Annotated in this window: 31 protein-coding genes and 1 other RNA gene; 17 read left to right on the top strand and 15 right to left on the bottom strand. The window is 69.1% G+C overall.

Annotated features, from left to right (window positions below):
- Positions 1-239: 239 nt before the first annotated feature.
- Positions 240-1,256 carry an NAD(P)H-quinone oxidoreductase gene (locus tag ACYVO7_RS14540; RefSeq protein ID WP_460450541.1) on the bottom strand — a complete coding sequence of 339 codons (1,017 nt, stop codon included), beginning with the start codon at positions 1,254-1,256 and terminating at the stop codon, positions 240-242.
- Between the two features lie 87 nt (positions 1,257-1,343).
- On the opposite strand from ACYVO7_RS14540, the gene ACYVO7_RS14545 reads away from it, so the two are divergent.
- Together ACYVO7_RS14545 and rcdA are read left to right on the top strand one after the other, a co-directional pair.
- Positions 1,344-1,538, top strand: coding sequence for a DUF1192 domain-containing protein (locus tag ACYVO7_RS14545; RefSeq protein WP_406854696.1), 195 nt, complete (start codon positions 1,344-1,346; stop codon positions 1,536-1,538).
- A 431-nt stretch (positions 1,539-1,969) separates the two neighbouring features.
- The gene (rcdA, locus tag ACYVO7_RS14550) at positions 1,970-2,494 is read left to right on the top strand and encodes a protease adaptor protein RcdA (protein WP_460450542.1); all 525 of its coding nucleotides are present in this window, start codon (positions 1,970-1,972) and stop codon (positions 2,492-2,494) included.
- 102 nt (positions 2,495-2,596) lie between these two features.
- Here the strand turns inward: rcdA and rpmE are convergent, their stop codons facing one another.
- Positions 2,597-2,827 (bottom strand): 50S ribosomal protein L31, encoded by a 231-nt coding sequence (gene rpmE, locus ACYVO7_RS14555; protein ID WP_406854698.1) that lies wholly within the window; start codon positions 2,825-2,827, stop codon positions 2,597-2,599.
- Positions 2,828-2,965: 138 nt separating this feature from the next.
- Between rpmE and ACYVO7_RS14560 the strand changes: the two genes are divergently transcribed.
- Positions 2,966-4,828 (top strand): ABC transporter transmembrane domain-containing protein, encoded by a 1,863-nt coding sequence (locus ACYVO7_RS14560; RefSeq protein ID WP_460450543.1) that lies wholly within the window; start codon positions 2,966-2,968, stop codon positions 4,826-4,828.
- A gap of 6 nt (positions 4,829-4,834) precedes the next feature.
- On the opposite strand, the gene ACYVO7_RS14565 is transcribed toward ACYVO7_RS14560, so the two are convergent.
- From ACYVO7_RS14565 to tkt, 13 genes are all read right to left on the bottom strand, one after another.
- Positions 4,835-5,275 (bottom strand): GNAT family N-acetyltransferase, encoded by a 441-nt coding sequence (locus ACYVO7_RS14565; RefSeq protein ID WP_460450544.1) that lies wholly within the window; start codon positions 5,273-5,275, stop codon positions 4,835-4,837.
- 3 nt (positions 5,276-5,278) lie between these two features.
- Positions 5,279-6,310 carry a peptidoglycan -binding protein gene (locus tag ACYVO7_RS14570; RefSeq protein WP_460450545.1) on the bottom strand — a complete coding sequence of 344 codons (1,032 nt, stop codon included), beginning with the start codon at positions 6,308-6,310 and terminating at the stop codon, positions 5,279-5,281.
- The gene (locus ACYVO7_RS14575; RefSeq protein WP_406854702.1) at positions 6,307-7,302 is read right to left on the bottom strand and encodes a flagellar motor protein MotA; all 996 of its coding nucleotides are present in this window, start codon (positions 7,300-7,302) and stop codon (positions 6,307-6,309) included. The genes ACYVO7_RS14570 and ACYVO7_RS14575 overlap by 4 nt, the downstream gene beginning before the upstream one ends.
- 102 nt (positions 7,303-7,404) lie before the next feature.
- Positions 7,405-8,208 (bottom strand): inositol monophosphatase family protein, encoded by an 804-nt coding sequence (locus ACYVO7_RS14580; RefSeq protein WP_460450546.1) that lies wholly within the window; start codon positions 8,206-8,208, stop codon positions 7,405-7,407.
- Positions 8,209-8,256: 48 nt separating this feature from the next.
- Positions 8,257-8,823: an elongation factor P gene (gene efp / locus ACYVO7_RS14585; RefSeq protein ID WP_406854704.1), complete on the bottom strand. Its 567-nt coding sequence runs from the start codon at positions 8,821-8,823 to the stop codon at positions 8,257-8,259.
- A gap of 98 nt (positions 8,824-8,921) precedes the next feature.
- Positions 8,922-9,944: a tetratricopeptide repeat protein gene (locus ACYVO7_RS14590; protein ID WP_460450547.1), complete on the bottom strand. Its 1,023-nt coding sequence runs from the start codon at positions 9,942-9,944 to the stop codon at positions 8,922-8,924.
- Position 9,945: 1 nt separating this feature from the next.
- The gene (locus tag ACYVO7_RS14595; protein ID WP_460450548.1) at positions 9,946-10,605 is read right to left on the bottom strand and encodes a thiamine phosphate synthase; all 660 of its coding nucleotides are present in this window, start codon (positions 10,603-10,605) and stop codon (positions 9,946-9,948) included.
- Positions 10,606-10,745: 140 nt separating this feature from the next.
- The gene (fba, locus tag ACYVO7_RS14600; RefSeq protein ID WP_460450549.1) at positions 10,746-11,834 is read right to left on the bottom strand and encodes a class II fructose-bisphosphate aldolase; all 1,089 of its coding nucleotides are present in this window, start codon (positions 11,832-11,834) and stop codon (positions 10,746-10,748) included.
- A gap of 90 nt (positions 11,835-11,924) precedes the next feature.
- A complete protein-coding gene (locus tag ACYVO7_RS14605; RefSeq protein ID WP_460450550.1) occupies positions 11,925-12,188 on the bottom strand; it encodes a hypothetical protein in 264 nt (87 codons plus the stop codon).
- 77 nt (positions 12,189-12,265) lie between these two features.
- Complete coding sequence (locus tag ACYVO7_RS14610) at positions 12,266-13,459, bottom strand: phosphoglycerate kinase (protein WP_460450551.1); 1,194 nt, start codon at positions 13,457-13,459, stop codon at positions 12,266-12,268.
- Positions 13,456-13,776, bottom strand: a complete 321-nt coding sequence (locus tag ACYVO7_RS14615; RefSeq protein ID WP_460450552.1) for a hypothetical protein — start codon at positions 13,774-13,776, stop codon at positions 13,456-13,458. Before ACYVO7_RS14615 ends, ACYVO7_RS14610 begins: the two co-directional genes overlap by 4 nt.
- A gap of 199 nt (positions 13,777-13,975) precedes the next feature.
- The gene (gene gap, locus ACYVO7_RS14620; RefSeq protein ID WP_460450553.1) at positions 13,976-14,983 is read right to left on the bottom strand and encodes a type I glyceraldehyde-3-phosphate dehydrogenase; all 1,008 of its coding nucleotides are present in this window, start codon (positions 14,981-14,983) and stop codon (positions 13,976-13,978) included.
- A gap of 86 nt (positions 14,984-15,069) precedes the next feature.
- Entirely contained in the window at positions 15,070-17,055 is a 1,986-nt protein-coding gene (gene tkt / locus ACYVO7_RS14625) for a transketolase (protein WP_460450554.1), read from the bottom strand.
- 186 nt (positions 17,056-17,241) lie between these two features.
- Here tkt and ACYVO7_RS14630 point away from each other — a divergent pair, with 186 nt between their 5' ends.
- The 14 genes from ACYVO7_RS14630 to tolA all read left to right on the top strand — a co-directional run bounded on the left by ACYVO7_RS14630 (position 17,242) and on the right by tolA (position 26,969).
- Positions 17,242-17,529 (top strand): DUF4164 domain-containing protein, encoded by a 288-nt coding sequence (locus tag ACYVO7_RS14630; protein ID WP_406854711.1) that lies wholly within the window; start codon positions 17,242-17,244, stop codon positions 17,527-17,529.
- 80 nt (positions 17,530-17,609) lie between these two features.
- Entirely contained in the window at positions 17,610-17,978 is a 369-nt protein-coding gene (locus ACYVO7_RS14635) for a cell division protein ZapA (protein WP_460450555.1), read from the top strand.
- Between the two features lie 142 nt (positions 17,979-18,120).
- Positions 18,121-18,277: non-coding RNA, 6S RNA (ssrS, locus tag ACYVO7_RS14640), on the top strand.
- 12 nt (positions 18,278-18,289) lie between these two features.
- A complete protein-coding gene (locus tag ACYVO7_RS14645) occupies positions 18,290-18,874 on the top strand; it encodes a 5-formyltetrahydrofolate cyclo-ligase (protein ID WP_460450556.1) in 585 nt (194 codons plus the stop codon).
- Positions 18,875-18,877: 3 nt separating this feature from the next.
- Positions 18,878-19,699, top strand: a complete 822-nt coding sequence (locus ACYVO7_RS14650; protein ID WP_406854714.1) for a TIGR00282 family metallophosphoesterase — start codon at positions 18,878-18,880, stop codon at positions 19,697-19,699.
- Positions 19,700-19,806: 107 nt separating this feature from the next.
- Positions 19,807-20,553 carry a YebC/PmpR family DNA-binding transcriptional regulator gene (locus ACYVO7_RS14655; protein WP_460450557.1) on the top strand — a complete coding sequence of 249 codons (747 nt, stop codon included), beginning with the start codon at positions 19,807-19,809 and terminating at the stop codon, positions 20,551-20,553.
- Positions 20,554-20,612: 59 nt separating this feature from the next.
- On the top strand, positions 20,613-21,134 hold the full coding sequence (ruvC, locus tag ACYVO7_RS14660; RefSeq protein WP_406854716.1) for a crossover junction endodeoxyribonuclease RuvC: 522 nt from the start codon (positions 20,613-20,615) through the stop codon (positions 21,132-21,134).
- A gap of 18 nt (positions 21,135-21,152) precedes the next feature.
- Positions 21,153-21,770 carry a Holliday junction branch migration protein RuvA gene (gene ruvA, locus ACYVO7_RS14665; RefSeq protein WP_460450558.1) on the top strand — a complete coding sequence of 206 codons (618 nt, stop codon included), beginning with the start codon at positions 21,153-21,155 and terminating at the stop codon, positions 21,768-21,770.
- Between the two features lie 10 nt (positions 21,771-21,780).
- Complete coding sequence (ruvB, locus tag ACYVO7_RS14670; protein ID WP_460450559.1) at positions 21,781-22,830, top strand: Holliday junction branch migration DNA helicase RuvB; 1,050 nt, start codon at positions 21,781-21,783, stop codon at positions 22,828-22,830.
- 41 nt (positions 22,831-22,871) lie between these two features.
- Entirely contained in the window at positions 22,872-23,747 is an 876-nt protein-coding gene (locus tag ACYVO7_RS14675; RefSeq protein WP_460450713.1) for a metallophosphoesterase, read from the top strand.
- Positions 23,737-24,204, top strand: coding sequence for a tol-pal system-associated acyl-CoA thioesterase (gene ybgC, locus ACYVO7_RS14680; RefSeq protein WP_460450560.1), 468 nt, complete (start codon positions 23,737-23,739; stop codon positions 24,202-24,204). Before ACYVO7_RS14675 ends, ybgC begins: the two co-directional genes overlap by 11 nt.
- Positions 24,205-24,388: 184 nt before the next feature.
- Positions 24,389-25,102 (top strand): protein TolQ, encoded by a 714-nt coding sequence (gene tolQ / locus ACYVO7_RS14685; RefSeq protein WP_406854722.1) that lies wholly within the window; start codon positions 24,389-24,391, stop codon positions 25,100-25,102.
- 24 nt (positions 25,103-25,126) lie between these two features.
- Complete coding sequence (gene tolR, locus ACYVO7_RS14690; protein ID WP_460450561.1) at positions 25,127-25,588, top strand: protein TolR; 462 nt, start codon at positions 25,127-25,129, stop codon at positions 25,586-25,588.
- 34 nt (positions 25,589-25,622) lie between these two features.
- Entirely contained in the window at positions 25,623-26,969 is a 1,347-nt protein-coding gene (gene tolA, locus ACYVO7_RS14695) for a cell envelope integrity protein TolA (protein ID WP_460450562.1), read from the top strand.
- The last annotated feature ends 9 nt before the right edge of the window (positions 26,970-26,978 follow it).

Genomic DNA, 26,978 nt, shown 5'->3' on the forward strand with positions numbered 1-26,978 from the left:
CGCGCTCCTTCTTCTTGCGGCGCCGCTCATCCGCGCCCGGATGGCGTCCGGGCGAATCCGTCGCCTCGCTTCGTTCTATTGGGCCACCCTTGCGCAGGCACAAGCCTCGCGTGCTCCGGCCGAACCTTTCGGTCGGAGCCCCGGATGCCAACAGGACTGAACGGGGATGGCGCCTATATAGTCCGCCGCCGGCGCGGACGCAATTGCGCCGCGCGCCGTTTTCATCCCTGCGGGCCGGCTCACGCCATGGTGAGCACGATCTTGCCAATGTGCTGGCTGGACTCCATCAGGGCGTGAGCCTTCGCGGCCTCCCGGAACGGGAAAGTGGCGTGGATCACCGGCTTCACCGTGCCGGCCGCGATCAAGGGCCAGACCCGGGCCACGAGCTGGTCCGCGATCGCGGCCTTCTCGGCCGGGCTGCGGCTGCGCAGCGTCGAGCCCGTATGGGTCAGCCGCTTCAGCATGATGCGCCTGAAGTCGACCGTCGCCTCCGACTTGCCCTGGAAGGCGATCTGCACGATCCGCCCTTCGACGGCGGCGGCCTCGTAGTTGCGGCCGATATAGTCGCCGCCGACCATGTCGAGGATGACGTCGACGCCCTTCTTGCCGGTCGCGGCCTTCACCTCGGCCACGAAATCCTGCGTGCGGTAGTTGATCGCCACGTCCGCCCCGAGCTTGCGGCAGGCCTCGCACTTCTCGTCGGATCCGGCGGTGGCGAAGACGCGCGATCCGAAGGCCTTGGCCAGCATGATGGCCGTGGTGCCGATGCCGGACGTGCCGCCATGCACCATGAAGCTCTCGCCGGGCTGCAGCCGCCCGCGCTCGAACACGTTGGTCCACACCGTGAAGAACGTCTCCGGGATGGCGGCGGCCTCGATCATCGAGGCGCCTTCGGGCGCGCGCAGCGCGTTCGTCTCGTGGACGACGCAGTATTCGGCGTAGCCGCCGCCGGCGACCAGGGCGCAGACCCGGTCGCCCAGGGCATGGCGCGTCACGCCTTCGCCCAGGGCCACGACCTCGCCGGCGATCTCCAGCCCCGGGATGTCGGACGCGCCGGGCGGCGGCGGGTAGAGCCCCTTGCGCTGCATCACGTCCGGGCGGTTGACGCCCGCCGCCGCGACCTTGACGAGGATCTCGCCGGGAGCCGGGCGCGGCGTCGGCCGGGTCTCGGGAGCCAGCGCCTCGGGTCCGCCCGGAGCCTTGACGCCGATCGCCGTCATGGTCTGCGGCGTTGCGCTCGAGCCAGTCTCGTTCATCAGGATCTCCCGGTCTGCGGCCGCCCCTTGCGGCGGGGCCGGCCTTGCGTATCGTGTCCGCGCCGCGATGGACGATGGAGCGACGCCATGGCTGATCCCTTCGCAGACGACCTTCCCCAGCGCAAGCCGACGCTGCATGCGCTCGGCCAGGACCTCGCCGCGCTCTCCCTCGACGAACTGGACGAGCGCGTCGAGCAGCTCAGGGCCGAAATCGCCCGGATCGAGGAGGTCAGGAACGCCAAGCGGGCGTCCCGCGACGCCGCCGACGCGTTCTTCCGGTAGCGCTGTGGCGTTCCGGGACGGCCGCGCCGGACTGACCCTTTTCGAAACACGTCCCGAGAAGGCCGCGGACGAGGTTAACCGGCCATTAAGCTTTCGGGACTATGAATCGGGCATCCAGATTCCCTCTGGATGTCGAGTGGCTCCTGTCCACTCTGTTTGACGCCTCCCTGTTTACCCACTTCGCAAAGCCGCCTCCGGGCGGCTTTTTTTTGTTTTCCACCGTCAAGCGCAAACGCGATGGATCTCTGACGCAAGCGTAGCGTTATCGTGATGTCCACAGCGTTAGGGTTAACGCAACGTTAAATTGGCTTCCGGCTCGGGTGTGGCAGTATGTTTGCTGAGTACCGCCGTGAAGGCAGCCGGTTCTCGATCCGGGATCGTTCCCCGGTCAGGTCTGTGATCCGCGCGCCGTGTTTGAGCGGGAGAGTATCATGATGAACGACGTCCAGCCGCAGGCCTCCGTCCCGAGGCCGGTGTCCTTCGCCCAGAGCTTCGTCGGCTCGGACGCGTTCCGGACATTGTTCCGCGAAGGCATGTCGCTGGTGGAGGCGACCGCCGCCTATCTGGACGGCGAGGGCCGTGAGGAATCCAAGGACCTGCCCCGGCTGGCGGCGCTGGCCTACGCGAGCGAGAGCATGCGGCTGACCACGCGGCTGATGCAACTGGCGTCGTGGCTCCTGCTGCAGCGCGCCGTCGCCGAGGGCGAGCTCAGCTCGGCCGACGCCCAGCGCCAGAAGGAGAAGGTCCGCCTGTCGAGCCAGAACGGGGCGTCCAGCCCCGAGGCCATGGAGGCTCTCCCGGCGCAGCTGCGCATGTTGATCGGCAGCTCGCTGCGCCTGCAGGGCCGGATCCTGCATCTCGACCGGCTGATGGAAGGCAAGTTCGACGACGCGCCTCTGGCCCCTAACCCGGTGGCCATGCAGCAGCGCCTGCTCCAGTCGGCCTTCCGCTCCTGAGGGACGCGGCTCCGGCCGGGGCGCCCTTTGACTTGACGTCCAGACGCAAAAAACCCCCGGCCGAACCGGGGGTTTTTCGTTGAGGACGCGAGGGCCGCCCGATTACTTCTTGCCGAGGCCGAAGCCGCCGAACTTGTTGTTGAAGCGCGACAGGCGGCCGCCACGGTCCATGAGCTGCTGCTGGCCGCCGGTCCAGGCCGGATGCGACTTGGAGTCGATGTCCAGCTGCATCACGTCGTTCTCCTTGCCCCAGGTGGAGCGCGTGAAGAATTCCGTGCCATCGGTCATCACGACCTTGATGGTGTGGTAGTCGGGGTGCAGATCGGGCTTCATGAGATTGTCCTCGCAGGGTCGCCGCAGCGGCCCGATATCGTCTATAGGAGCCTGGAATGAGGTTGCGCCCCTATAGCGCAGGCAGGCGCCCGACACAAGCACGCGCAAGCGTCTCAGCAAGTGGATGAACCGGCGGACATGAACGGCGAACCAATGACCGACGCCACCCAGCCCACAGCGCCCGCGCTCGCAGGAGCCGACGCGGCGACCGAGGGCAAGCGGCGCGACCGGGCGCCCCTGAGCGCGCTGCGGCCCCTGCTGCCCTACGGGTTGCGCTACAAGGGCCGCATCGCCGCCGCCGTCGCGGCGCTGGTGCTGGCCTCGATGGCGACGCTGGCGATCCCGGTGGCGGTCCGCCGCATGGTGGACCTCGGCTTCTCGCCTGAGGGCGCCGGCATCATCGACCGCTATTTCTCGGTGATGATCTTCGTGGTCGGCGTTCTCGCGGTGGCGAGCGCGGCGCGCTACTACCTCGTGATGACGCTGGGCGAGCGCGTCATGACGGATATCCGCAATGCGGTCTTCGCCCATCTGACGCGGCTCGACGCCGGCTTCTACGACACCGTCAAGTCGGGCGAGATCGTCTCGCGGCTCACGGCCGACACCACCCAGATCAAGTCCGCCTTCGGGGCGAGCGCCTCCGTGGCGCTGCGCAATCTGGTGCTTTTCATCGGCGCGGTGATCATGATGGTGGTGACCAGCCCCCGCCTGTCCGGGCTCGTGCTCCTCGCCATCCCGGTCATCGTGCTGCCGCTCGTGGCGTCCGGGCGCTCCGTGCGCCAGCGCTCGCGACTGGCGCAGGACCGCCTCGCGGACGCCTCCGCCTACGCCACCGAGGCCATTGGGGCGACCCGCATCATGCAGGCGTTCACGGCGGAGGGCGCGACCCTGGCGCGCTTCTCCCAGGCCGCCGAGGACGCCTTCCACGCCGCCCGCACGGCGACGCTGTCGCGCGCCATCCTCACCGCCGTGGCGATCTTCCTGATTTTCGCCAGCGTCGTGGCCGTGCTGTGGTACGGCGCGCAGGACGTGCTCACCGGCCGGCTCACCGGCGGAAGGCTCTCGCAATTCGTGCTCTACGCGGTGTTCGGCGCGGGAGCGCTGGGCGAACTCTCCCAGGTCTGGAGCGAGGTCAGCGCCGCGGCGGGAGCCGCGGGCCGCATCGCCGAGATCCTGTCGGTCGAGCCGCGCATCAAGGCCCCCGCGCACCCGACGCCCCTGCCGCAGCCGGCGGTCGGCTCCGTCGCCTTCGAGCATGTGCGCTTCGCTTATCCGAGCCGCGACGACCATCCGGTCGTGTCGGACCTGACCTTCTCGGTCGCGCCGGGCGAGCGCGTCGCCCTGGTCGGGCCCTCGGGCGCAGGCAAGAGCACGATTGTGCAGCTCATCCTGCGCTTCTACGACCCGCAGGGCGGCCGCGTGCTGGTCGACGGCGTGCCGCTGACCGAGGCGGACCCGCAGGCGCTGCGCCGGCGCATCGCGCTGGTGGCGCAGGATCCCGTCGTGTTCGGGGCGACCATCGCCGAGAACCTCCGCTACGGCCGCCCGGACGCCACCGACGCCCAGATGCGCGAGGCGGCGCGGCTCGCCGCCGCCGACCGCTTCATCGAGGCGCTTCCCCAGGGCTACGACACCCGCGTCGGCGAGCGCGGCGTCACCCTGTCGGGAGGCCAGCGCCAGCGCATCGCGATCGCCCGCGCCGTGCTGCGCGACAGCCCGATCCTGCTGCTCGACGAGGCGACCTCGGCGCTCGACGCCGAAAGCGAGACGCTCGTCCAGGACGCGCTCGACCGGCTGATGGAGGGCCGCACCACCATCGTGGTCGCCCACCGCCTCGCCACCATCCTGAAGGCGGACAGGATCCTGGTCATGGACCAGGGGCGGATCGTCGAGGAGGGCGCCCACGCCGACCTCGTCAACCGCAAGGGACTCTACAGCCGGCTGGCTCGGCTCCAGTTCGAGGCTGGCGCCGCGGCGCTGGCCGACCGCGCGGCCGAGTAGCTCGCGTCAGGGCGCCCAGGCGTAATGGTGAAGCGGCAGCCCCGATGCGGCGCTGACGCCCTCCCCGGTCCGCACGAAACCTTCGCGCTCGTAGAAGCGGACGGCCCGCGCATTGCCGGCGTTGACCTCCAGGCGCACGCCGGACGGCGATGACGCCTTGGCGTGGTCCAAAAGCGCGACGCCGACGCCCCGGCCCCAGCTTCGGCGGGCCGCCGCGAGCTGATCGAGATGGCCCGAATCCTCGTCGATGGTGACGAACCCGGCCAGGCCGTCGTCGTCCTCGGCGACGAACACGCTCACTCCCGCCGACCGGAGGCTGCCGATGCGATCCGCGAACCAGCCGCGGCGCGCCTCGAAATTGATCTGGGGCATCGCGTCGCGCCAGCTCTCGACCCAGAGATCCGTCATGGTCGGCATGTCCGCGTCCTGCATGGGGCGGATGCGCATCGCCTAGCGCTCGGTGAGCTTCAGCTCGATGCGGCGGTTGCGCTTGTAGGCCTCCTCCGTGTCGCCCAGCTCCAGTGGCTGGAACTCGCCGAACCCGGTGGCGGCCAGCCGCTGCGGCGGCACGCCCTTGGACGCCAGATACTGCACGACCGCGATGGCGCGGGCGGCCGAGAGGTCCCAGTTGCTCTTGTAGACGCCGGCCCCGGAGAGCGGCCGCCGGTCGGTGTGCCCGTCGACGCGCATGATCCAGGAGATATCGCCCGGGATCTCGCGGTCCAGGGTGACCAGGGCGGCGGCGAGCTTGTCCAGCTCCGCCGTCCCGGCCGGGTTGACCCCCGCCGCGCCAGGATCGAAGAACACCTCGGACTGGAACACGAAGCGGTCGCCGACGACGCGGACGTCCGGCCGGTTCCCCAGCACCTGCCGCAGGCGGCCGAAGAAGTCGGACCGGTAACGGTTCAGCTCCTGCACCTTTTGGGCGAGCGCGACGTTCAGGCGCGAGCCGAGATCGGCGATGCGGGCCTGGCTCTCCTTGTCGCGCGATTCGGAGGCGTTCAGCGCCTCCTCGAGCGCGGCGAGCTGACGCCGCATGGCGGCGATCTGCTGGTTCAGCACCTCCACCTGGCTCAGGGCCCGGGCGGCCAGCTGGCGCTGCGCGTCGAGATCCTTGCCGAGCGCCGCCGCCTGCCCTCCGGCCGCCGCCGTGCTGGCCGACCCGGCCTCGACGGCCGACTGGAGCCGGCCACGCTCGGCCTCGGTGGCTTTCAGCGTGTCGGTGAGCAGCGTGATGTTGTCCTCGGCCGATTTGCGGCCGACCCGCTCGAGCGCCAGCAGGTTCGTCAGCTCCGAAATCTGCCGGGTGAGGCGCGTCAGGGCCTGGTCCTTGTCGGTGACCTGCTGGCTCAGGAAGAACTGCGCCAGCACGAACACCGAGAGCAGGAACACGATGGCGAGGACCAGCGTCGACAGGGCGTCCACGAAGCCCGGCCAGTAGTCGATGCCGCGCTGGCTTCGACGGGTGCGGACGAGGCTCATCGGCGGACATCCTCCGCGGCGAGGCGCTCCAGCAGCTTCTTCATCTCCGCGTCGCGGCCGGCCTGCGACTCGACCCAATCGCGGATGAGCTGCTGCTCGGAGCGCATGTGGTGGACGAGGGCCTGGATGCCTTCCGCCAGATTGGCGAGCGCCGCCGTGGTGCCGCGGCTGCCGGTGGCCTCCTGCACGGCGAAGGACAGCCGGTCCAGCGCGGCGCGGACATCGGTGGTGTTGCCGGTCCCGATCATCGGCAGGCTCTCGGGCGCAGGCTCGGCCACCGCTGTGGAGAGCCAGTCCTCCACCTCGTTGTAGAAACGGTTCTGCGCCTGCGCGGCCTGCAGGTCGAGAAAGCCCAGCACGAGCGAGCCGGCGAGGCCGAACAGCGAGGACGAGAAGGAGATGCCCATGCCCGACAGCGGCGCCGCGAGACCGCTCTTGAGGTCCTCGAACATCAGGGCCGCGTCTGCCCCGCTCTTCATGCTCTGGATGACCCGCCCGACGGAGCCCACCGTCTCCAGAAGGCCCCAGAAGGTGCCGAGCAGGCCGAGGAACACCAGCAGCCCCGTGAGGTAGCGCCCGATGTCGCGCGACTCGTCGAGACGCATGCCGACCGAGTCCAGCAGCGACCGCAGCATGGCGGGCGTCACCGTCATGGTCCCGGCGCTCGGCCCCTGTCGGCTGAGCAGGATCGTCGCCATGGGGGCCAGCAGCACGGGAGGCTCGACATTGCGGTTGTCGAGATTCGGCGCGCGCACCGCATTGACCCAGCGGATCTCGCGGAACAGCCGGATCACCTGACGGAACGCCAGGATCACGCCGATGAACAGCACGCCGATGATGAGGGCGTTGAGGCCGGGATTGGCCAGGAACGCGGCCCAGATCGCCTTGTAGAGGATCAGCGCCACGAAACCGGCGAGGATCAGGAACACCGCCATCCGCAGCAGGTGCCGGCGCGGGGAGGACAGACGCTGGATCTCGAGCGGAATCGCCATGGGGCCTCGCGGTGGAAGCGGCATGTTGGCCGTCCCGACCGCGTCAATCAAGCCGAAGCGCCGCGGATCGCGAGAAACCGCACGCCGGACGGCGCGGCTAGGCTATTCAGTGGCCCCGCGGGCCTCTTTGAGGATGCCGAGCAGCGCCCGGTGCATGTCCTCGTTGCCGGCCACCAGCGTGTCGGCTCCGAGCAGGTCGTCCTTGCCGAAGGCGTCGGAGACATAGCCGCCCGATTCGCGCACCAGCAGCGCGCCCGCCATGAGGTCCCAGGAATTCAGCCCCTGCTCCCAGTAGCCGTCGAAGCGGCCGGCCGCCACCCAGGCGAGGTCGAGCGCGGCCGCGCCCATGCGGCGCACGCCGCTGGTCTTCAGCATCACGCGCGAAAGCTGCTTCAGGTAGCCCGGATGGTCGCGCCGGCCCAGCGTCGGGATGCCGGTCGCGAACACCGCGTCATGGTGGTCGCCGCGCCCGGCCACGCGCATGCGCTTGTTGTTGAGGAACGCGCCCTTGCCGCGCTCAGCGATGAAGAGCTCGTCCTTGATGACGTCGTACACGACGCCGGCGACCGGGATCCCATCCCGCTCCAGCCCGACCGAGATGCAGAAATGCGGGATGCCGTGCAGGAAGTTGGTCGTGCCGTCGAGCGGATCGATGTGCCAGCGATGCGACTTGTCCTTGCCGACGACCTCGCCGCTCTCCTCCATGACGAAGCCGAAGTCGGGACGCGACTTCTCCAGCGACTCGCGCAGGGTCTTCTCGGCGCGATGATCCGCGATGGACACGAAGTCGCCCGGCCCCTTGCGCGACACCTGCAGGTTCTCGACCTCGCCGAAGTCGCGGCGCAGGCCCTTGGCGGCCTTCATGACGGCGTCGACCATCACGGTCATCAGGGCGGAACGGATCATGGCGTGTCTCTGGCTCGGTCAGGCGGGGGCTGGCGCGGCGGTCGGGCCTCAGTCGGCCCGGCGCACATAGGTGATTTCGGTGGTGTCGACCACGACCTTCTCGCCCGAGCCGATGAAAGGCGGCACCAGGATGCGCAGGCCGTTCTCGAGGCGGGCGGGCTTGTAGGACGACGCGGCGGTCTGGTTCTTGAGCACCGGGTCCGCCTCGGTGATCGTGAGCACGACCTGATCGGGCAGCCGCACGCTGATGGGCGTCTCCTGATGCAGTCGCAGGGTCACCGTCATGCCGTCCTGGAGGAAGGCGGCGCGCTCGCCGACGAACTCCTCGGAGAGCTCGATCTGCTCGAAGGTCTCATTGTTCATGAAGATGAGCTTGTCGGCTTCCTTGTAGAGGAACTGGAACTCGCGATATTCGAGCTCCGTCTCCTCCACCCGGTCGTCGGTGCCGAAGCGGTTGTTCAGCTTGCGGCCGTCGATCAGGTTCTTCAACTCGACCTGGTTGTAGGCCGGGCCCTTGCCGGGCTTCACCCGCTCGGTCTTCACCGCCACCCACAGGCCTCCGTCATGCGAGATGGCCATGCCGGGACGAATGTCGTTGCCGCTGATACGGGCCATGGTGGTCTTTCCTGAACGGGGAACGCGCCCAAGAGCACGAGGACGCCAGCCAGGTCAAGCAGGAACCCGGGGCGCGGCGGGCGCCGGGGGCGCACGCGTCAGTCGCCGAGCCACTTCCGGACCGCCTCGGCGGCGGCCTGCTTCTCGCTCGCCGTCATGCCCTTGAGCGCGTCGTCGAGCCACGGATCCTTGATGCCCTGCTCGGTCGCGATCGTGTGCCACTTGGAGGCCTGGACGAGGTCGCGCGGGACGCCGCGGCCCGCCGCATAGATGCGCGCCAGCCTGTTCTGCGCCACCGGGTTGCCGAGTTCCGCGGCGCTGCGGAACATCCTCGCGCCGGCGGCCTCGTCCTTGCGGACCCCGTCGCCGTTGAACAGCATGATCGCGTACTCGACCTGGGCGGAGATGTTCCGGTCGCGCGCGGCGCGGCCCATCCACAGCGCCGCCTGGGCGACGTTGCGATCGACCCCGCGGCCGTCCCGCAGCACCACCGCCAGCGCGTATTCAGCGTCGGCGTCGCCGCCGTCGGCCGCTTCGCGGAACAGAGATGCGGCCCTGCGGTCGGTCTCCGCCTTGTTCTCGCGCAGCAGCAGCAGCGCGAGGTTGTAGGCGGCGCCCGGCGTCGCGTCGGCGGCGCTTTCCAGGAGCTTGCGCGCCTCGGCGGGGTCGCGGGCGACGCCCTTTCCGTCGAGCTTCAGCATGGCGAGGGCGAACGCGGCCTGGGAGTCGCCCCGCGCCGCCGCAAGGCGGTACCACTCGGCCGCCTTTGCCCAGTCCTGCGCGACCCCGAGCCCGGTGCTGTAGAGCTCGCCCAAAAGCGTCATCGCGGCGGCGTCGTTCGGGTCGTCGGCGATGCGCTTCGTCGCCTCGCGGAACGCCGTCAGGAACAGGCCGCGCTGGTAGGCGCCGAAGGCCGCGTCCAGCTTGGGATCCGGCGGCGTCGCCTCCGCTTCGGCGGGCTTCGCCTCGGCGGGCGCGGGTTGGGCGGGCGCGGGTTGGGCGGGAGCAGCCGGGGAAGCCGGCGCAGGGGCGGGAGCGTCCGTGCTCTGCCCCAGCGCCGGACCGGCCGCCAGCCATGCCAGGATGCACGCGGTTGCGGCCGCGACGCCGCACGCCCGCATGTCAGCGCACCGCGACGGGCGCTGCCGAAAGCGCCTCATGGGCGAGCCGGACCGCCTCCGCGGGTCCGCCCGGATGGCCGAAGGCCGCATCGCCCAGGGCCACGAACTCGCTGCCGGTCGCCGCCAGGGCCGCGACGTCGTCAAGGGTCGGGGCGAACGCGACGCAGGGCGTCTGGAACAGCTCCGCCCACCACTGCGCGCGCTCCAGCACGCCCGAGAGCGGCGGCAGACTGTCGTCCAGGCGCGGCTCGCCGAACAGCACGTAGTCGCAGCCCTCCTCGGCCGCCTCCATGGCGTCGTGCCGGGCCCTGAGATCGCCCACGCCGACGATGCGGTCATGCGGCTTCAGGGCGTCGAGCGCGGCGCGCAGCTTCGTCGGGTCGCTCACATGCACGCCGTCCGCGCCCGACCGGTTCACCAGGTCCGGAGCGTCCTCCAGCAGCAGCGCCGTGTTGTGGGCCTGCACGGCCGCGGCGATCGGCTTGATGAGCTTGATCAGCGTGCGCTCGTCGGCCTTGGGCAGACGCAGCACCACCGCGTCGACCGGACCGGCCGCGACGGCCTTCTCGAGCGACGCGGTCAAGGGGCCGGGCCAGCCGGAAGGGTCGTCGACGCGGGGCGTGACGAGCACGAGGCGGGCGCTGGAATGTTCTGCGGTCATGATCCTGGAGGGGTGTGATGGCCTGGCCGGGCGTCGAAACCTGGCGAAGGCGTGAACCGCTGGCTGTCGTGCGAAGGCTCCGGGCCGGGACCCGGAGCCTGATCAAGTGGCCGGCGCGAGGCTGCGCGCCGGAATGCGCGTTACTCGGCGGCCTTGGCCGAGGCGCCGAACTGCGGGTCGAGCGACCCGGACGCATATCGCTTGGCCATGTCGGCCAGGGTCGCGATCCTGCCGATCTTCGACGCCTTGCCGGCCGTGCCGAACTCCTCCAGCCGCTGCTTGCACAGCTTCGTCATCGCGTCCATGGCGGGCTTCAGATATTTGCGCGGGTCGAACTCGCCGGGGTTTTCGGCGAACACCTTGCGGATCTGCCCGGTCATCGCCATCCGGTTGTCGGTGTCGATGTTGATCTTGCGCACGCCGTGCTTGATGCCGCGCTGGATCTCCTCGACCGGCACGCCCCAGGTCTGGGGCATCTTGCCGCCGAACTCGTTGATGATGTCCTGCAGGTCCTGCGGCACCGACGACGAGCCGTGCATGACGAGATGCATGTTGGGCAGCAGGCGGTGGATCTCCTCGATGACGTTCATCGCCAGGATGGCGCCGTCCGGCTTGCGGGAGAACTTGTAGGCGCCGTGCGAGGTGCCCATCGCGATCGCGAGCGCGTCCACCTTGGTGGCCCGCACGAAGTCCACGGCCTCCTTGGGGTTGGTGAGGAGCTGGTCGTGGCTGAGCTTGCCCTCCGCCCCGTGGCCGTCCTCCTTCTCGCCCATGCCGGTCTCCAGCGAACCGAGCACGCCGAGTTCGCCTTCCACCGAGATGCCGCCCAGATGCGCCATGTCGACCACCGTCTTGGTGACGCCGACATTGTACTCCCAATCGCCGGGAGTCTTGCCGTCTTCCTTGAGCGAGCCGTCCATCATCACGGAGGTGAAGCCGGCCTGGATGGCCGTCATGCAGGTGGCGGCGTTGTTGCCGTGGTCGAGATGCACGCAGACCGGGATGTGCGGGTAGATCTCGGTGACCGCGTCCATCATGTGCTTGAGCATGATGTCGTTGGCGTAGGACCGGGCTCCGCGCGAGGCCTGGATGATCACCGGCGCGTCAACCGCGTCGGCGGCCGACATGATGGCGAGCGCCTGCTCCATGTTGTTGATGTTGAAGGCCGGGACGCCATAGCCGTGCTCGGCGGCGTGGTCCAGAAGCTGCCTCAGGGTGATGCGCGCCATGGTCTTCTTTCTCCTCGTTCTGCGCCAGCCAGTGGCGGCGCATTGTGGCGATTGTTGTGGCCCGGACGGGCCGAAGCAGCTTCGCGGACGTCAGGTCGGCCGCCGGCCGCTCTCGATTGCGCTGACACGCTCTTGCATCGCGTCCATCCGCTCCGTCAGCGCGCCCGCGGTTGATCGGGTGATCAAAAGGGCGCCCAGGTTGTCCCGCCGTATCCGCTTCATCTGACTCTCAATCCGGTCGAAGCGCTGGTGGCTCTCATCGAAGCGCGCAAGCATTTCGGATCGGAGGACTGAAATGCTCTCCTGGACGCCTCTCAGGATCTCCAGCGTGAAGATCTGAACGTTGTCGGACATGGCAAATCTCTGAAATCGCACCACGCCGACGATAGCGCAGCTTGCCGCGTCCGAACAGTCGAACGCGTGGCTGAGCTTCACCGAGACCGCAGGATCTCCACGCCCGGCAGCGGCTTGCCTTCCAGCCATTCCAGAAACGCGCCGCCCGCCGTCGAGACGTAGGAGAAATCGTCCGCCACGCCTGCATGGTTCAACGCAGAGACGGTGTCGCCGCCGCCGGCCACCGAGAGCAGCCGGCCGGCCTTGGTGAGGCGGGCCGCCTCGCGCGCGACAGCATTGGTGCCGCTGTCGAAGGGCTCCAGCTCGAACGCCCCGAAGGGTCCGTTCCACACCAGCGTCTTCGCCTGCGCGAGCTTGCCCTTCACGGTCTCGATCGAGGCCGGGCCGATGTCCAGGATCATGTCGTCCGGGCCGACCGCGTCGACCGACACGACCCGGTTGGCGGCATGGGCCTTGAACTCGGCAGCCACGGTGGCGTCTGCCGGCAGCACGATCTCGCAACCCGCGCCCTTGGCGGTTTCCAGGATCGACCGCGCCGTGTCGAGCAGGTCCTTCTCGCACAGCGACTTGCCGACCGCCTTGCCCTGGGCGGCCAGGAAGGTGTTGGCCATGCCGCCGCCGATCACCAGGATGTCGACCTTCTTCACCAGATTGCCGAGAAGCTCGAGCTTGGACGACACCTTGGCGCCGCCCACCACGGCCAGAACCGGCCGCTGCGGCGCGTCCAGCGCTTTGGCGAGGGCCTCGACCTCGGCCTGCATGGTGCGGCCCGCATAGGCCGGCAGCACATGGCCCAGTCCTTCGGTGGACGCGTGGGCGCGGTGCGCCGCCGAAAAAGCGTCGTTCACCCAGATGTCGCCGTTCTCGGCCAGAGCCTTCACGAAGGCCGGGTCGTTCTTCTCTTCCTCCGGGTGGAAGCGGGTGTTCTCCAGAAGCACCACGTCGCCCGGCTTCATCCCGTCCACGGCGGCCTTGGCGGCGGGACCGACGCAATCCTCCGCGAAGCCGACCGGGCGGCCGAGATGCTCGGCCACCACGGCCGCGACGGGCCGCAGCGTTTCCTTGAGGTCCCGGCCCTTCGGCCGGCCGAAATGCGCCAGCAGGATCACCTTGCCGCCCTTGTCGGCGATCTCGCGGATGGTCGGCAGAACGCGCTCGATGCGTGTGGCGTCGGACACCTTGCCGTTCTCCATCGGCACGTTGAGGTCGACGCGCAGCAGCACGCGCTTGCCTGAGAGGTCGACGCCGTCGAGGGTGCGGAATGTCGTCATTTCGCCAGCTTTGCGATGGTGAACACGATGCTGGACCCGATGGCCCAGGTGGAGAATACGATACCCAGGATGGTCCAGGTGGTGGGAAGCGACGCGATCTTGTCGCCCAAACCTGCGATCCGCCCTTCGAGGCCGGCCATGCGCCCGTCGACGCCGACGCTGCGGCCCTTGATGTCGGCGATGTCGAGTTGCGTCCTGGCGAGGTCGGCCTGCTTGGCGCCGGTGAGCAGGATTTCGGTGATCTTCGGCTCGAGGCGCTCGAGCAAGGCCGCGATCCGCGAGACGTCTCCCTCAAGCTTGGCCACACGCTGCTCCATCGAGCCCTCCGGAACGCTTCCGCCGCCACCGCCGTCATTCTCGGCTTTGTACGCAATCTGAATGTGAGCCACTGGAGCGCTCCGAGCAATGCGTTCTGAAAATTCGAGACGCGGGCCAAACGCCCGCCGAAAGAGAAGAACCGTTAGAGCAGGGCCCCCCGCTTGAAAGCGGGGAGCGAGAAAACGACGGGGTGGGCTCTCAGAGCAGCTTGCCCATCGCCACGGCCGTGTCGGACATCCGGTTGGAGAAGCCCCACTCGTTGTCGTACCAGGACAGGATCGACACGAGAGTGCCCTCCATGACCTTGGTCTGGTCCATGTGGAAGATGGACGAGTGCGGGTCGTGATTGAAGTCGATTGAGACGTTCTTCTCGGTCGTGTAGCCCAGGATGCCCTTCAGGGGCCCCTCGGCGGCGGCCTTGATGGCGGCGTTGATCTCGTCCTTCGAGGTCGCCCGCTTGGCGATGAACTTCAGGTCGACGACCGACACATTCGGGGTCGGCACGCGCATCGCGAAGCCGTCGAGCTTGCCGTTGAGCTCCGGCAGCACGAGGCCGACGGCCTTGGCCGCGCCCGTGGAGGTCGGAATCATCGACAGCGCCGCCGCGCGGCCGCGGTAGAGGTCCTTGTGCATGGTGTCCAGCGTCGGCTGGTCGCCCGTGTAGGAGTGGATCGTCGTCATCATGCCGCGCTCGATGCCGACGGCCTCGTTCAGCACCTTGGCGACCGGGGCGAGGCAGTTCGTGGTGCACGACGCGTTGGAGATGACGAGGTGGTCCTTCGTCAGCTTGTCGTGGTTCACGCCGAACACGACCGTGAGGTCGGCGCCGTCGGCCGGGGCCGAGACGATGACCCGCTTGGCGCCTGCCTGGAGGTGGGCGGTGGCCTTGTCGCGCGCCGTGAAGATGCCCGTGCACTCCATCGCGATGTCGACGCCAAGATCCTTGTGGGGCAGCTCGGCCGGGTTGCAGATCGCCGTCACCTTGATCGGGCCGCGGCCGACATTGATGGTGTCGCCCTCCACCGTGACCGTGCCGGGGAAGCGGCCATGGACGCTGTCGTAGCGAACCAGATGAGCGTTGGTCTCGACGGGACCGAGATCGTTGATGGCCACGACCTCGATGTCGGTGCGCCCGGACTCGATGATGGCGCGCAGCACGTTGCGGCCGATTCGGCCAAATCCGTTGATGGCGACGCGTACGGTCATGATCTCATCCTCTCGTGTCTCGTCACGCCCGCAACGCGCACCCTAGGCTTGGCGTTGCCGACCTCCGGTCAAAAAAACGGCCCGGTTCACACCCGCGCCGCCGCCTTTTCCGCGACTGCTTCGGCCGTGATGCCGAAATGCGCGTAGAGTTCCTTGTACGGGCCGCTGGCCCCGAAGCCGGTCATGCCGACGAACAGCCCGTCGGAGCCGATGATCTCGTCCCAGCCCATGCGCAGGCCGGCCTCGACCGCGATGTTGACCTTGGCCTTGCCGATCACGGCGGTCCGCACGGCCTCGGGCTGCGCCATGAAGAGCTCCATGCAGGGCACCGACACCACGCGGGCCCGCACGCCCTTGTCGGACAGAAGCTTGCGCGCCGCATGGGCGAGCTCGACCTCGGAGCCCGAGGCGAAGATGCTGACCTGAGCCTCGCCGCCTTCGGCCGGGGCGGACTCGTAGGCGCCCGCCGCGCAGAGATTGCGATACTGAGGCGTGGTGCGGAACGGCGCCAGGTTCTGCCTCGTGAGGGCGAGCACGCTGGGCGTGCGCTGGTGCTCCAGGGCGAGCTGCCAGCACTCTGCCGTCTCCATCGCGTCGGCGGGCCGGAACACGTTCAGGTTGGGAATAGCCCGCAATGCGGCCAGGTGCTCCACCGGCTGGTGGGTGGGGCCGTCCTCGCCCAGTCCGATCGAGTCGTGGGTCATCACATAGACCACCCGGATCCCCATCAGGGCGGAAAGGCGGATCGCCGGCCGGCAATAGTCGGTGAACACCATGAAGGTGCCGCCGGCCGGGATGACGCCGCCATGCAGCGCCATGCCGTTCATGGCGGCCGACATGCCGAACTCGCGGATGCCGTAATGGATGTAGCGGCCCGAGAAATCCGTCGGGGTGACCTGCGGCAGGTCCTTGGTGCGCGTGTTGTTGGACCCCGTGAGATCGGCCGAGCCCAGCACCAGCTCGGGGACCGCCGTCACGATCGTCTCCAGGGCGAGCTCGGAGGACTTGCGGGTCGCCAGCGTCGGCGGATCGGCGACGAGCTTGGCCTTGAGGCCCTGCATCGCCTGGCCGAAGCCGGACGGCAGGTCGCCGCGCTGGCGGCGCTCGAACTCGGCGCGCACATCGGCGTCGAGGGCGGCGAGGCGCTCGCGCCACGCCTCATGGGCGGGCTTGCCGCGACGGCCCGCCTCGCGCCAATGCTCCAGGACGTCCTGGGGCACCGAGAACGGCTCGGGCGAGATGTTCAGATGCGCCTTGGCGGCGGCGAGCTCCTCGGCGCCGAGCGGCTCGCCATGGGCCTTCGAGGTTCCGGCGCGGTGGGGAGCGCCGAAGCCGATGATCGTCTTGCAGGCCAGCATGGTCGGGCGGTCCGCCTTGCGGGCGCGCTCGATCGCCTCGAACAGCGCGTCGGGGTCATGCCCGTCGACGTGCTCGGCGGCCCATCCCGCGGCCTGGAAGCGCTTCACCTGGTCGACGGAGTCCGACAGCGAGACCGGCCCGTCGATGGAGATGCCGTTGTCGTCATAGAGCACGATGAGCTTGGAGAGCTTCAGGTGCCCGGCGAGCGCGATCGCCTCGTGCGAGATCCCCTCCATGAGGTCGCCGTCCGAGGCGAGCACATAGGTGTGGTGGTCGACGATGCCGTCGCCGTACTGCGCGGCGAGGTGGCGCTCGGCCATCGCCATGCCGACCGCCGTCGCGAGCCCTTGGCCCAGCGGACCCGTCGTGGTCTCCACCCCGGGCGTGTGGCCGTATTCGGGATGGCCCGGCGTCTTGGAGCCCAGTTGGCGGAACGCCTTGAGGTCGTCGAGCTCCACGCCCTGCACGCCCGTCAGGTAGAGCGTCGCATAGAGCAGCATGGAGCCATGGCCGGCCGACAGCACGAAACGGTCGCGATCGGGCCAGTGCGGATCGGCGGGATCGAATTTCAGGAAACGGGTGAACAGCACCGTCGCCATGTCGGCGGCGCCCATGGGCAGGCCGGGATGCCCCGACTTGGCCTTCTCGACCGCGTCCATCGCAAGCGAACGGATGGCGTTGGCCATGGGAACGTGCTGGTCGCGGAAGGTCATGGTCTGATCCGGTCTGGAGGCGGCGGGACAGATAGCATCATGACAAAGCGAGTCAATGTGAGGGCGGGTCCCAGAGGCGACGTTGACGCTCCCTTCTCGCCGAAACTAAACTTTCGCCATTAAGCTCAGCCCAATGTGATTCTGAGGAGCGTCCCGCTCGCCCCCCGGCGCCGTTTCGAGAGGCCCATGCCAAGCTCTGCCGCCGTCGACCAAGCGCTCGCCCGTCTGCTCGCCTCCATCAGCGTGCTGGAGGTCGCTGCCGCCCGCCGGGCGGAGTCCGACCGATCCAAGGGCACGCTCGAAACCGAGCTGGCCCTCATGCAGGACGACCGCGCGCGGCTGGCCATGGAGTTGGACGGCGCGCTGTCGCACGGCAAGCGGTTGGAGGCCACGACCGACGAACTCGCCAAGCGGATCGACCGCGCCCTGGGCTCGGTGCGATCGGTGCTCGACGGCGCGGCGGGCCAGGGCTGAGAAGGGCGGCCGGACCCGCGCTCCGGCCATCGGACATCGGAAGCGGCCGGCGCGTTTCGCCGACGATCGGGAGTAAGGGTTTGGGTCAAGTCACAGTCACGATCGCCGAGAAGATCTACCGCATCGCCTGTGACGACGGGCAGGAGGACCACCTGCGCAGCCTCGCCGCGGACGTCGACGACAAGATCGCCGAAATGCGCAAGGCGTTCGGGGAGATCGGCGACAACCGGCTCACCGTCATGGCGGCCATCACTTTCCTGGACGAACGCCAGGAGCTGAAGTCGCGCATTGCGCGGCTCGAGGGCGAGGTGGCCAGCCTGAGGGCGGCCCGTCACCAGGTGGAGAGCTCCCTGGGCGAGACGGAGGCCGAGATCACCTCCGCCATCGTCGAGGCGGCCGACCGCATCGAGGCCGTCGCCCGCAGCCTCGCGCCGCCGCCGCAGGGCTGAGCGGCCGGCCGTTCCGGCTCGGCTTTCCTGTGCGGAGCGCCGCCGTCAAGCTTGCGTCTGTGCGGCATCGCACACCATCAACGCCCGCGATCTTCGCAAATAGGGCTGGCAATTCGTTCGTGGTCTACCTAGATTCGGGTTCGCGGGGCTGCGGGGTGCGTGAGGACCATGTATCCCCGGGGCCTTATCGATCCTAACGGGAGCTGTCCCCGCCCTTGTCCCTGGACTCGGGCACACGGCGCCCACCTACGCTGTAGGTTTCCCGGGATCGGTCGTCCCACGGCCACTGTGGCTCCGCACTCGGCTTTCCAATGACGCTCACCCTCGACAAGGCCGCCATCCGCCAGGATATTCTTGGCAGACGCGACGCCTTGGACGAGGGCGACCGCGCGCGCATGTCCGCGGCGCTCGCCTCCCACGCCCTGCCCTTCCGGGCCGAGATCCATGCCGGGCCCGTGTCGGGCTTCTGGCCCATCCGCAGCGAGATCGATCCGCGGCCCCTCATGGAGGCCTTCGCGGCCCATGGCGCCCGGCTCTGCCTGCCGGTGGTGCGCAAGTCGGGCCTGACCTTCCGCGCCTATCGGCCCGGCGACGCCCTCGTGCGCGCCGGCTTCGGCCTGAGCGAGCCCGGCGAGGACGCGCCGGAGGTCCGCCCCAGGCTGATGCTGGTCCCGCTCGCCGCCTTCGACCGACGCGGCGACCGCATCGGCTACGGCGCCGGCTATTACGACCGCGCCATCGCGCGCTTCACCGCAGATGGCGGCCCTCTCACCACTGTGGGAGTCGCGTTCTCGATGCAGGAAGTCGACCGCGTCCCGACGGAACTCCACGACCGGCGCCTTGACTGGATCGTCACTGAGAGCGAGGTCATTCGTGCAACCCTCGTTCGAGAATGATCAATGCGACTCCTCTTCCTAGGCGACGTCGTCGGGCGATCCGGCCGCAACGTGGTCGTCGAGCAGCTTCCCAGCCTGCGCGAGCGATGGAAACTCGACTGCGTCGTCATCAACGGCGAGAACGCGGCCGGCGGCTTCGGCATCACCGAGGCGATCTGCGACGACCTCTTGGCCGCCGGCGCGGATGCGGTGACGCTGGGCAACCACTCCTTCGACCAGCGCGAGGCGCTGGTGTTCATCGAGCGCCAGCCCCGGCTCCTGCGCCCGGCGAATTTTCCGCCCGGCACGCCCGGCCGAGGCGCCACCGTCGTGGAGGCCCGCAACGGCGCCCGCGTCCTGGTGGTCAACGCCATGGGGCGGCTCTTCATCGACCCGCTGGACGACCCGTTCGCGGCGGTTGAGCGCGAGCTCGCCTCGTGCCCGCTGGGCGAGGTCTGCGACGCGGTGCTGATCGACATGCACGCCGAAGCCACGAGCGAGAAGCTCGCCATGGCGCATTTCGTCGACGGACGCGCTACGCTGGTGGTGGGGACCCACACCCATGTGCCCACGGCGGACCACCGCATCCTCGGCGGCGGGACGGCTTATCTTTCAGACGCCGGCATGTGCGGCGACTATGACTCCATCCTCGGCATGGCCAAGGAGGAGCCGATCCGGCGCTTCCTGCAGAAGACGCCCGGGGCCCGCATGGAGCCCGCCAACGGCCCCGGCGCCCTCGCGGGCGTGGCCGTCGAGGTGTCCGACAAGACGGGGCTGGCCCTGAACGTCGCGCCGGTGCGGATCGGCCCGCACGTGGCCGAGGCGCGTCCGCACTTCTGGGAATAGCCGGTTTCTTTATTTCCGAAGCGCCCCGACGTATAAGGCCCGCGCTCCATTCCGACCGGTCGCGCGCGGCGCCGCCGTCCGGTCCCACGCGTCTTCGAGGATCCGCCATGGCCGGCCATTCCCAGTTCAAGAACATCATGCACCGCAAAGGCCGCCAGGACGCCATGCGGTCGAAGCTCTTCTCGAAGCTGGCCCGCGAAATCACAGTCGCGGCCAAGATGGGCCTGCCCGATCCCAACATGAACGCGCGCCTGCGCGCCGCGATCCAGGCCGCCCGCGCCGAGAACATGCCGAAGGACAACGTCGACCGCGCCATCAAGAAGGCGATCGGCGCGGACGCCGAGAACTACGACGAAATCCGTTACGAGGGCTATGCGCCCGGCGGCGTCGCGGTGATCATCGAAGCCCTGACCGATAACCGCAACCGCACCGGCGGCGAGGTGCGCTCCGCCTTCACCAAGGCGGGCGGAAGCCTGGCGGAGACCGGCGCGGTGTCGTTCATGTTCGACCGGGTCGGCGTCATCGAGTTCGACCAGAAGGTCGCCTCCGAGGACGCCATGATGGAGGCCGCCATCGACGCCGGCGCCGACGACGTGTCGTCGGGCGAGAGCGGCCACGAGGTCGTCACCTCCATGGACTCGCTGCGCGACGTCGCGAAGGCGCTGGAGGCGAAGTTCGGCGAGCCCCGCAAGGCCGCCCTGGTCTGGCGCCCGCAAAACGCTGTCTCGGTCGACGACGAAGCCGGCGAGAAGATCCTGAAGCTGCTCGACGCGCTGGAAGAGAACGACGACGTCCAGAACGTCTACTCCAACGCCGAGTTCTCCGACGCCCTCATGGCCAAGATGGCAGGCTGATACAAGGCGAGGCGGCGCCGCACTGGCGGCGCAGCCTGCGCTCGGGCTAACTCGGGCGCATGAGCATTCAGGCGATTCGCATCCTCGGCATCGACCCCGGCCTCCGCAACACCGGCTGGGGCGTCGTCGACACGCTGGGATCGCGCCTCAGCTTCGTGGCCTGCGGATCGGTGCATTCGGATGGCAAGCTGACGCTGGCCGATCGCCTGCGGCAGTTGCACGAGCAACTCGCCGAGGTCATCCACGCCCACCAGCCCGACGAGTGCGCCGTGGAGGAGACCTTCGTCAACAAGGACGCGCGCGCCACCCTGAAGCTCGGCCACGCCCGCGGCATCGCTCTGCTGGCGCCCGCCCAGGCCGGTCTTTCGGTGGCCGAATACGCCCCTAACCTGGTGAAGAAGACCATCGTGGGGGCCGGGCACGCCGAGAAGGACCAGATCCACATGATGGTGCGGGTGCTGCTGCCCAAGGCCGACCCGCAATCGGCCGACGCCGCCGACGCCCTCGCGGTGGCGCTCACCCACGCCCAGCACCGCGGCGCCCGCGCCCTGGAAGCCGCCGTGCTGGCGAGAGCCCGCTGAGCATGCTGGAATGACGCGATGATCGGAAAGCTCAAAGGCACCATCGACAGCTTCGGCGAGGACTCCATCGTCCTTGACGTCCACGGCGTCGGCTATGTGGTGCAGTGCTCCGCCAAGACGCTGGGCGCGCTCCCGGCGGCCGGCGAGGCCGTGGCGCTGTCGATCGAGACGCAGGTGCGCGAGGACGCGATCCGGCTCTTCGGCTTCCGCACCGACCAGGAGCGCGAGTGGTTTCGCCTGCTCCAGACCGTGCAGGGCGTCGGCGCGAAGGTGGCGCTTGGCATCCTTTCGGTGCTCGACGGCGGCGCGCTGGCGACCGCGATCGGGACGCAGGACAAGGCCGCGGTCGCCCGCGCGCCGGGCGTCGGACCCAAGCTCGCGGCCCGCATCGTGGCCGAGTTGAAGGACAAGGCGCCGGGCCTGGGCTCGCTCGACCCCGCCCTCGTGCGCCTCGCCGGCGCGGTGGAGGACCGGAGCGCGCCGAAGCCCGTGGCGGACGCCGTGTCGGCGCTGGTTAATCTGGGCTATGCCCAGGCCCAGGCCTCGGCGGCCGTGGCGGCCGCGCTCAAGAATGGCGGCGAAGGCGCGGAGGCTCCGCAGCTCATCCGGCTGGGACTGCGGGAGCTGGCGCGGTGAGGGCTGACCGATGGTGACCCCTCCGCCCCGCCGCCTGGTGCAGCCCGAGAAGCGCGAGGACGACCTCGAGTCCTCCATCCGCCCGCTGATCCTCGGCGACTTCGTCGGCCAGGCCGCGGCCCGGGCCAACCTCAAGGTGTTCATCGAGGCCGCCAAGGCCCGGCGCGAGGCGCTGGACCACGTGCTCTTCGTTGGCCCGCCCGGCCTCGGCAAGACCACGCTGGCGCAGATTGTGGCTCGCGAATTGGGCGTGAACTTCCGCTCCACCTCGGGCCCTGTCATCGCCAAGGCGGGCGACCTCGCGGCGCAGCTCACCAATCTCGAAGAGCGCGACGTGCTCTTCATCGACGAGATCCACCGGCTCAACCCGGCCGTGGAGGAAATCCTCTATCCGGCTATGGAGGACTACCAGCTCGACCTCATCATCGGCGAGGGCCCGGCCGCCCGTTCGGTGAAGATCGACCTCGCCAAGTTCACGCTCGTTGGCGCCACCACCCGCGCCGGCCTGCTCACGACGCCCCTGCGCGATCGCTTCGGCATCCCGATCCGGCTCAATTTCTACACGGTCGACGAGCTGGAGCTCATCGTCAGCCGCGGCGCACGGGTGCTCGGTTTCAACATGGCGCCGGACGGGGCCAACGAGATCGCCAAGCGCGCCCGCGGCACGCCGCGCATCGCCGGGCGCCTGCTGCGCCGCGTGCGCGACTTCGCCATCGTGGACGGGGCCGAGACGGTGACGCGCGCCGTCGCCGACAAGGCGCTGCGCCTGCTCGACGTCGACGCGATCGGCCTCGATATGATGGATCGCCGCTATCTGAAGATGGTCGCGGTGAATTTCGGCGGCGGCCCGGTGGGCATCGAGACCATCGCGGCCGCCCTTTCAGAGCCGCGCGACGCGATCGAGGACATCATCGAGCCCTACTTGCTGCAACAGGGCTTCCTGCAGCGCACGCCGCGCGGGCGCCTGCTCACGCCCCATGCCTTCCGGCACATGGGCCTGGCCGAACCTCGCAACGGGCCGGCCCAGTTCGGGCTTTTCACCGAAGGCGACGACGCTTGAGGACTGTCTCGCGTCGCGGCCTCCTGAAGGCGCTGTTGACGATGGGCTTCGTTGGCGCGACCAGCGGCGCCTATGCGGCTCTGGTCGAACCGTGGATCCGCCTGCGGACGCAGGCCTACCGGCTGACCCCGCCAGGCTGGCCGGCCGGTCGAACACTGCGCATCGCCGCGCTGGCGGACCTGCATTTCTGCCGGCCCTTCATGTCCGAGAGGCGCGGGGCGGAGATCGTGGCGCGGGCCAATGCGCTCAGGCCGGATCTGGTCGTCCTGCTGGGCGACTACTCCCACGGCCGCCTCATCGGCGCGCAGCCGATGGAGCCGGAGATTTGGTCGAAGCTGCTCGCCGGCCTCTCCGCCCCGCTCGGCGTTCACGCCATCCTGGGCAACCACGACTGGTGGGACGACGCCGACGCCATGGCGCGTCGCGACGGGCCGACGCAGGCCGGCGAGGCGCTGCGCGCGGCGGGCATTCGCGTTCACGAGAATGACGCGGTGCTGCTGCACAAGGACGGCTTCTCCTTCTGGCTCGCCGGCCTTGGCGACCAATGGGCCTTCCACGTCCTTCCACGCGATGGACGCCCCCGTGGACGGGACGACATGGACCTCTTGCTGTCGCGCGTGACCACCTCGGACCCGCTGATCCTGATGGCGCATGAGCCGGACGTCTTCTCCGAGGCGACGGACCGCGTCTGCCTGACCTTGAGCGGCCATACGCATGGCGGGCAGGTGCGCCTCTTCGGCTTCGCCCCGGTGGTGCCGTCGGCGTTCGGGCGCCGCTACGTCTATGGGCACATCCAGGAGTCCGGCCGGCATCTGGTGGTGTCGGGCGGCCTCGGCTGCTCGATCCTGCCGCTCCGGTTGGGCAGCCCGCCGGAGATCGTCGTGCTCGAACTCGGCGAGGCCCAGGATGGCGCCTGAGAGCGAAGCCGGCCGTCTCCCCGCTCCCCACTCCCTCCCGATCCGCGTCTACTACGAGGACACGGACTTCTCGGGCGTCGTGTACCACGCCTCCTATCTGCGCTTCTTGGAGCGCGGACGGACCGAGTTCATCCGGGACCTTGGCGTCGACCAGGCGCTGCTGCATGGCGACCATGGCTTCGGCTTCGTGGTCCGCCGCATGACCATCGACTGGTTGAAGCCGGCCCGCATGGACGACGTGGTCGTGGTCGAGACCCGCCCGGCGCTGCTGAAGGCCGCCAGCATGACGCTGACCCAGCGGGTGATGCTGGGCGAGGCGACGCTCGTCGCCGCCGAGGTGCTCATCGCGTCGGTCGTGCATGGCCGGCCGTCGAGGCTGCCGCCCGACATCCGCGAACGCATCACCGCCGCCGCGCAGGACGCCGGGGTGGATGTGTCCCCGAAGACGCGCCGGTAACCCGACGTTAACCCTGACGGGGCCTTAACTCGAAACAGGGTGAAAGGCGCGGCGCCAGAAGGGCCTGCGCCCTTAGTTTCGCCGGATTCCGGGGCGACTGACACGGGCTCGCATCAAGCTGTCCCGCGTCAACGTTCCGGCCGCCCGCAGCCGTGCGGGTCCGCAGGACGAAAGGACATTGCCGATGAATCCGACCGACGTGATGGCGAGCGGTCTCGCCGCCCCGGAGATCTCCGTCTGGCACATGTTCTGGAACGCGAGCTTCGTGGTGAAGTTCGTGATGCTGGGCCTGCTGGCCGCCTCCGTCTGGTGCTGGGCGATCATCATCGACAAGACGCTGCTGTTCTCGCGGACCCGCAAGGCCATGGACCGCTTCGAAGAGGTGTTCTGGTCGGGCCAGTCGCTGGAAGAACTGTACCGCATGCTCAACGAGCGCCAGACCAGCACCATGGCGGCGGTCTTCGTCGCCGCGATGCGGGAGTGGAAGCGTTCCTTCGAGGGCTCCAGCCGGGCCGTGATGGGCCTCTCCCAGCGCATCGACAAGGTGCTGGACGTCACAATCAACCGCGAGGTGGAGCGGCTTGAATCCAAGCTGCTGGTGCTGGCCACGATCGGCTCCTCCGCCCCCTTCATCGGCCTGTTCGGCACGGTGTGGGGCATCATGACGTCGTTCCGCTCCATCGCGGCCTCCAAGAACACCTCGCTGGCCGTCGTCGCGCCCGGCATCGCCGAGGCGCTCTTCGCCACCGCGATCGGCCTCTTCGCCGCCATTCCGGCCGTCATCGCCTACAACAAGCTCCAGGCCGAGGCGGCCAAGCAGCAGGCGAGGCTGGAAGGCTTCGCCGACGAGTTCTCCGCCATCCTGTCCCGCCAGATCGACGAGCGGATCGCAGCCTGATCCGGTCCGCAAGGAGACGCCCCCATGGCCATGTCGGCAGCCGGCGCTGGAGCCCAGGGCGGTGGACGCCGCCGCCGCGGCGGCAAGCGCCATCGCCCGATGTCGGACATCAACATGACGCCGTTCATCGACGTCATGCTGGTGCTGCTCATCATCTTCATGGTGGCCGCCCCGCTTCTGACCGCGGGCGTGCCGCTCGACCTGCCGCAGACCCGCGCGGCGGCGTTGAACATCGACAAGCAGCCGCTGACCATCTCGGTGAAGGCGGACGGCAAGATCTACCTGATGGAGACCGCCGTCCCGCGCGACGAGATCGTGGCCAAGCTCACCGCGGTGGCGGGCGCCGGCCAGGGCCAGGACGAGCGCATCTATGTGCGCGGAGACAAGGCCGTGAACTACGGCGCGATCGCGGACGTGATGTCGGTGATCACGGCGGCGGGCTATCGCAAGGTCGCGCTCATCACCGAGCAGGATCTCAAGAAATGAGCCGCGCGCCCCTTCCGAAGAGGGATGCGGCGGCGTGAAGTTCGACCGGTCCCGACCTGGCGCGATCATCTCGGCGGCGGTCCATGTGGGCCTGCTGGGGCTGACGCTCGTCGCCTTTTCGGACACGCAGAAGTTCGACGACGCGTCCGAGGCCGTTCCGGTCGAGGTCATCACCGAGAGCCAGCTGTCGCAGATCACCAAGGGCGAGAAGACCGCCAAGGAGGTCAAGCCGGACGCCAAGACCCGCGTCGACAAGGTCGCCGAGCGCGAGGAGACCAAGCCCGAGACGCTGGACCTGAAGCGCGACGTGCCGACCCCGCCGAGCCGGCCCCAGGCCGACGCCGTCCCGATGCCGCCCGAGCGCCCCGCCGACTCCCAGGCCGAGGCCGAAAAGGCCCGCGCCGACGCGGAGGCCAAGGCCGCCGCCGAGGCTCAGAAAGCCGCCGCCGAGGCTCAGAAGGCCGCCGCCGCAGCCGAGGCGAAAGCCGCCGCTGACGCCCAGGCCCGCGCGGAGGCCCAGGCCCGCGCCAAGGCGGCCGCTGCGGCCCAGGCCAAGGCCGCCGCCCAGGCCAAAGCCGCCGAGGAAGCCCAGGAGGCGCTCGAGAAGGCGCAGGAGGCCAAGGCCCAGGCCGAAGCGAAGGCCCAGGCGGAAGCCAAGGCCCGCGCCGACGCCAAGGCGAAGGCCGATGCGGAGGCCAAGGCTCAGGCCCTCGCAGAAGCCAAGGCGGAGGCCGAGGCCAAGCGCAAGGAAGAGGCCCGCCTCAAGGCGGAGGCGGAATCGCGCGAGGCCAAGATCCTGGCCGACATGCGCCGCAAGGAGGCCGAGGCCGAAGCCAAACGCCGCGAGGTCGAGGCCCGCCAGCGCGCCGCAGAGCAGCAAAAGCTCGCCGCCTTGGCGGCGCAACAGGCCAAGGCGGCCGAGAAGGCCGAGAGCAAATTCGATCCCTCGGCGATCGAGAAAATGCTGCATTCCAAGGAGAAGCCGTCACAGGCGGGCTCCACCGGCAAGGAGATCAGCCGCACCGCCAGCCTCGGCGCGCCGAAGGCGACCGGCCAGAAGCTCAATCCCAGCCAGAAAGACGCGCTCGGCTCGCTCCTCAAGGAGCAGCTGGCCCAGTGCTGGAGCCCGCCCGCCGGGCTCGCCAACGCCGACAATCTGAAGCCGCGGATCCGGATGTCGCTGAAAGAGGATGGATCCCTTTCGGCCGAGCCGACATTGACCAACTCCTCGGGCGACCCCGCCTTCCGCTCCATGGCGGAAAGCGCGCTGCGGGCCGTCCGCAAATGCGCGCCGTTCAGGATCCCCGCCCAATATGCTCCCTTCTATGGCGACTGGAGCGACTGGAACATCACGTTCGACGCCAAGGAAATGTTGAGCTGATCCCACCCG

Source organism: Alsobacter sp. SYSU BS001988, from assembly GCF_054796215.1.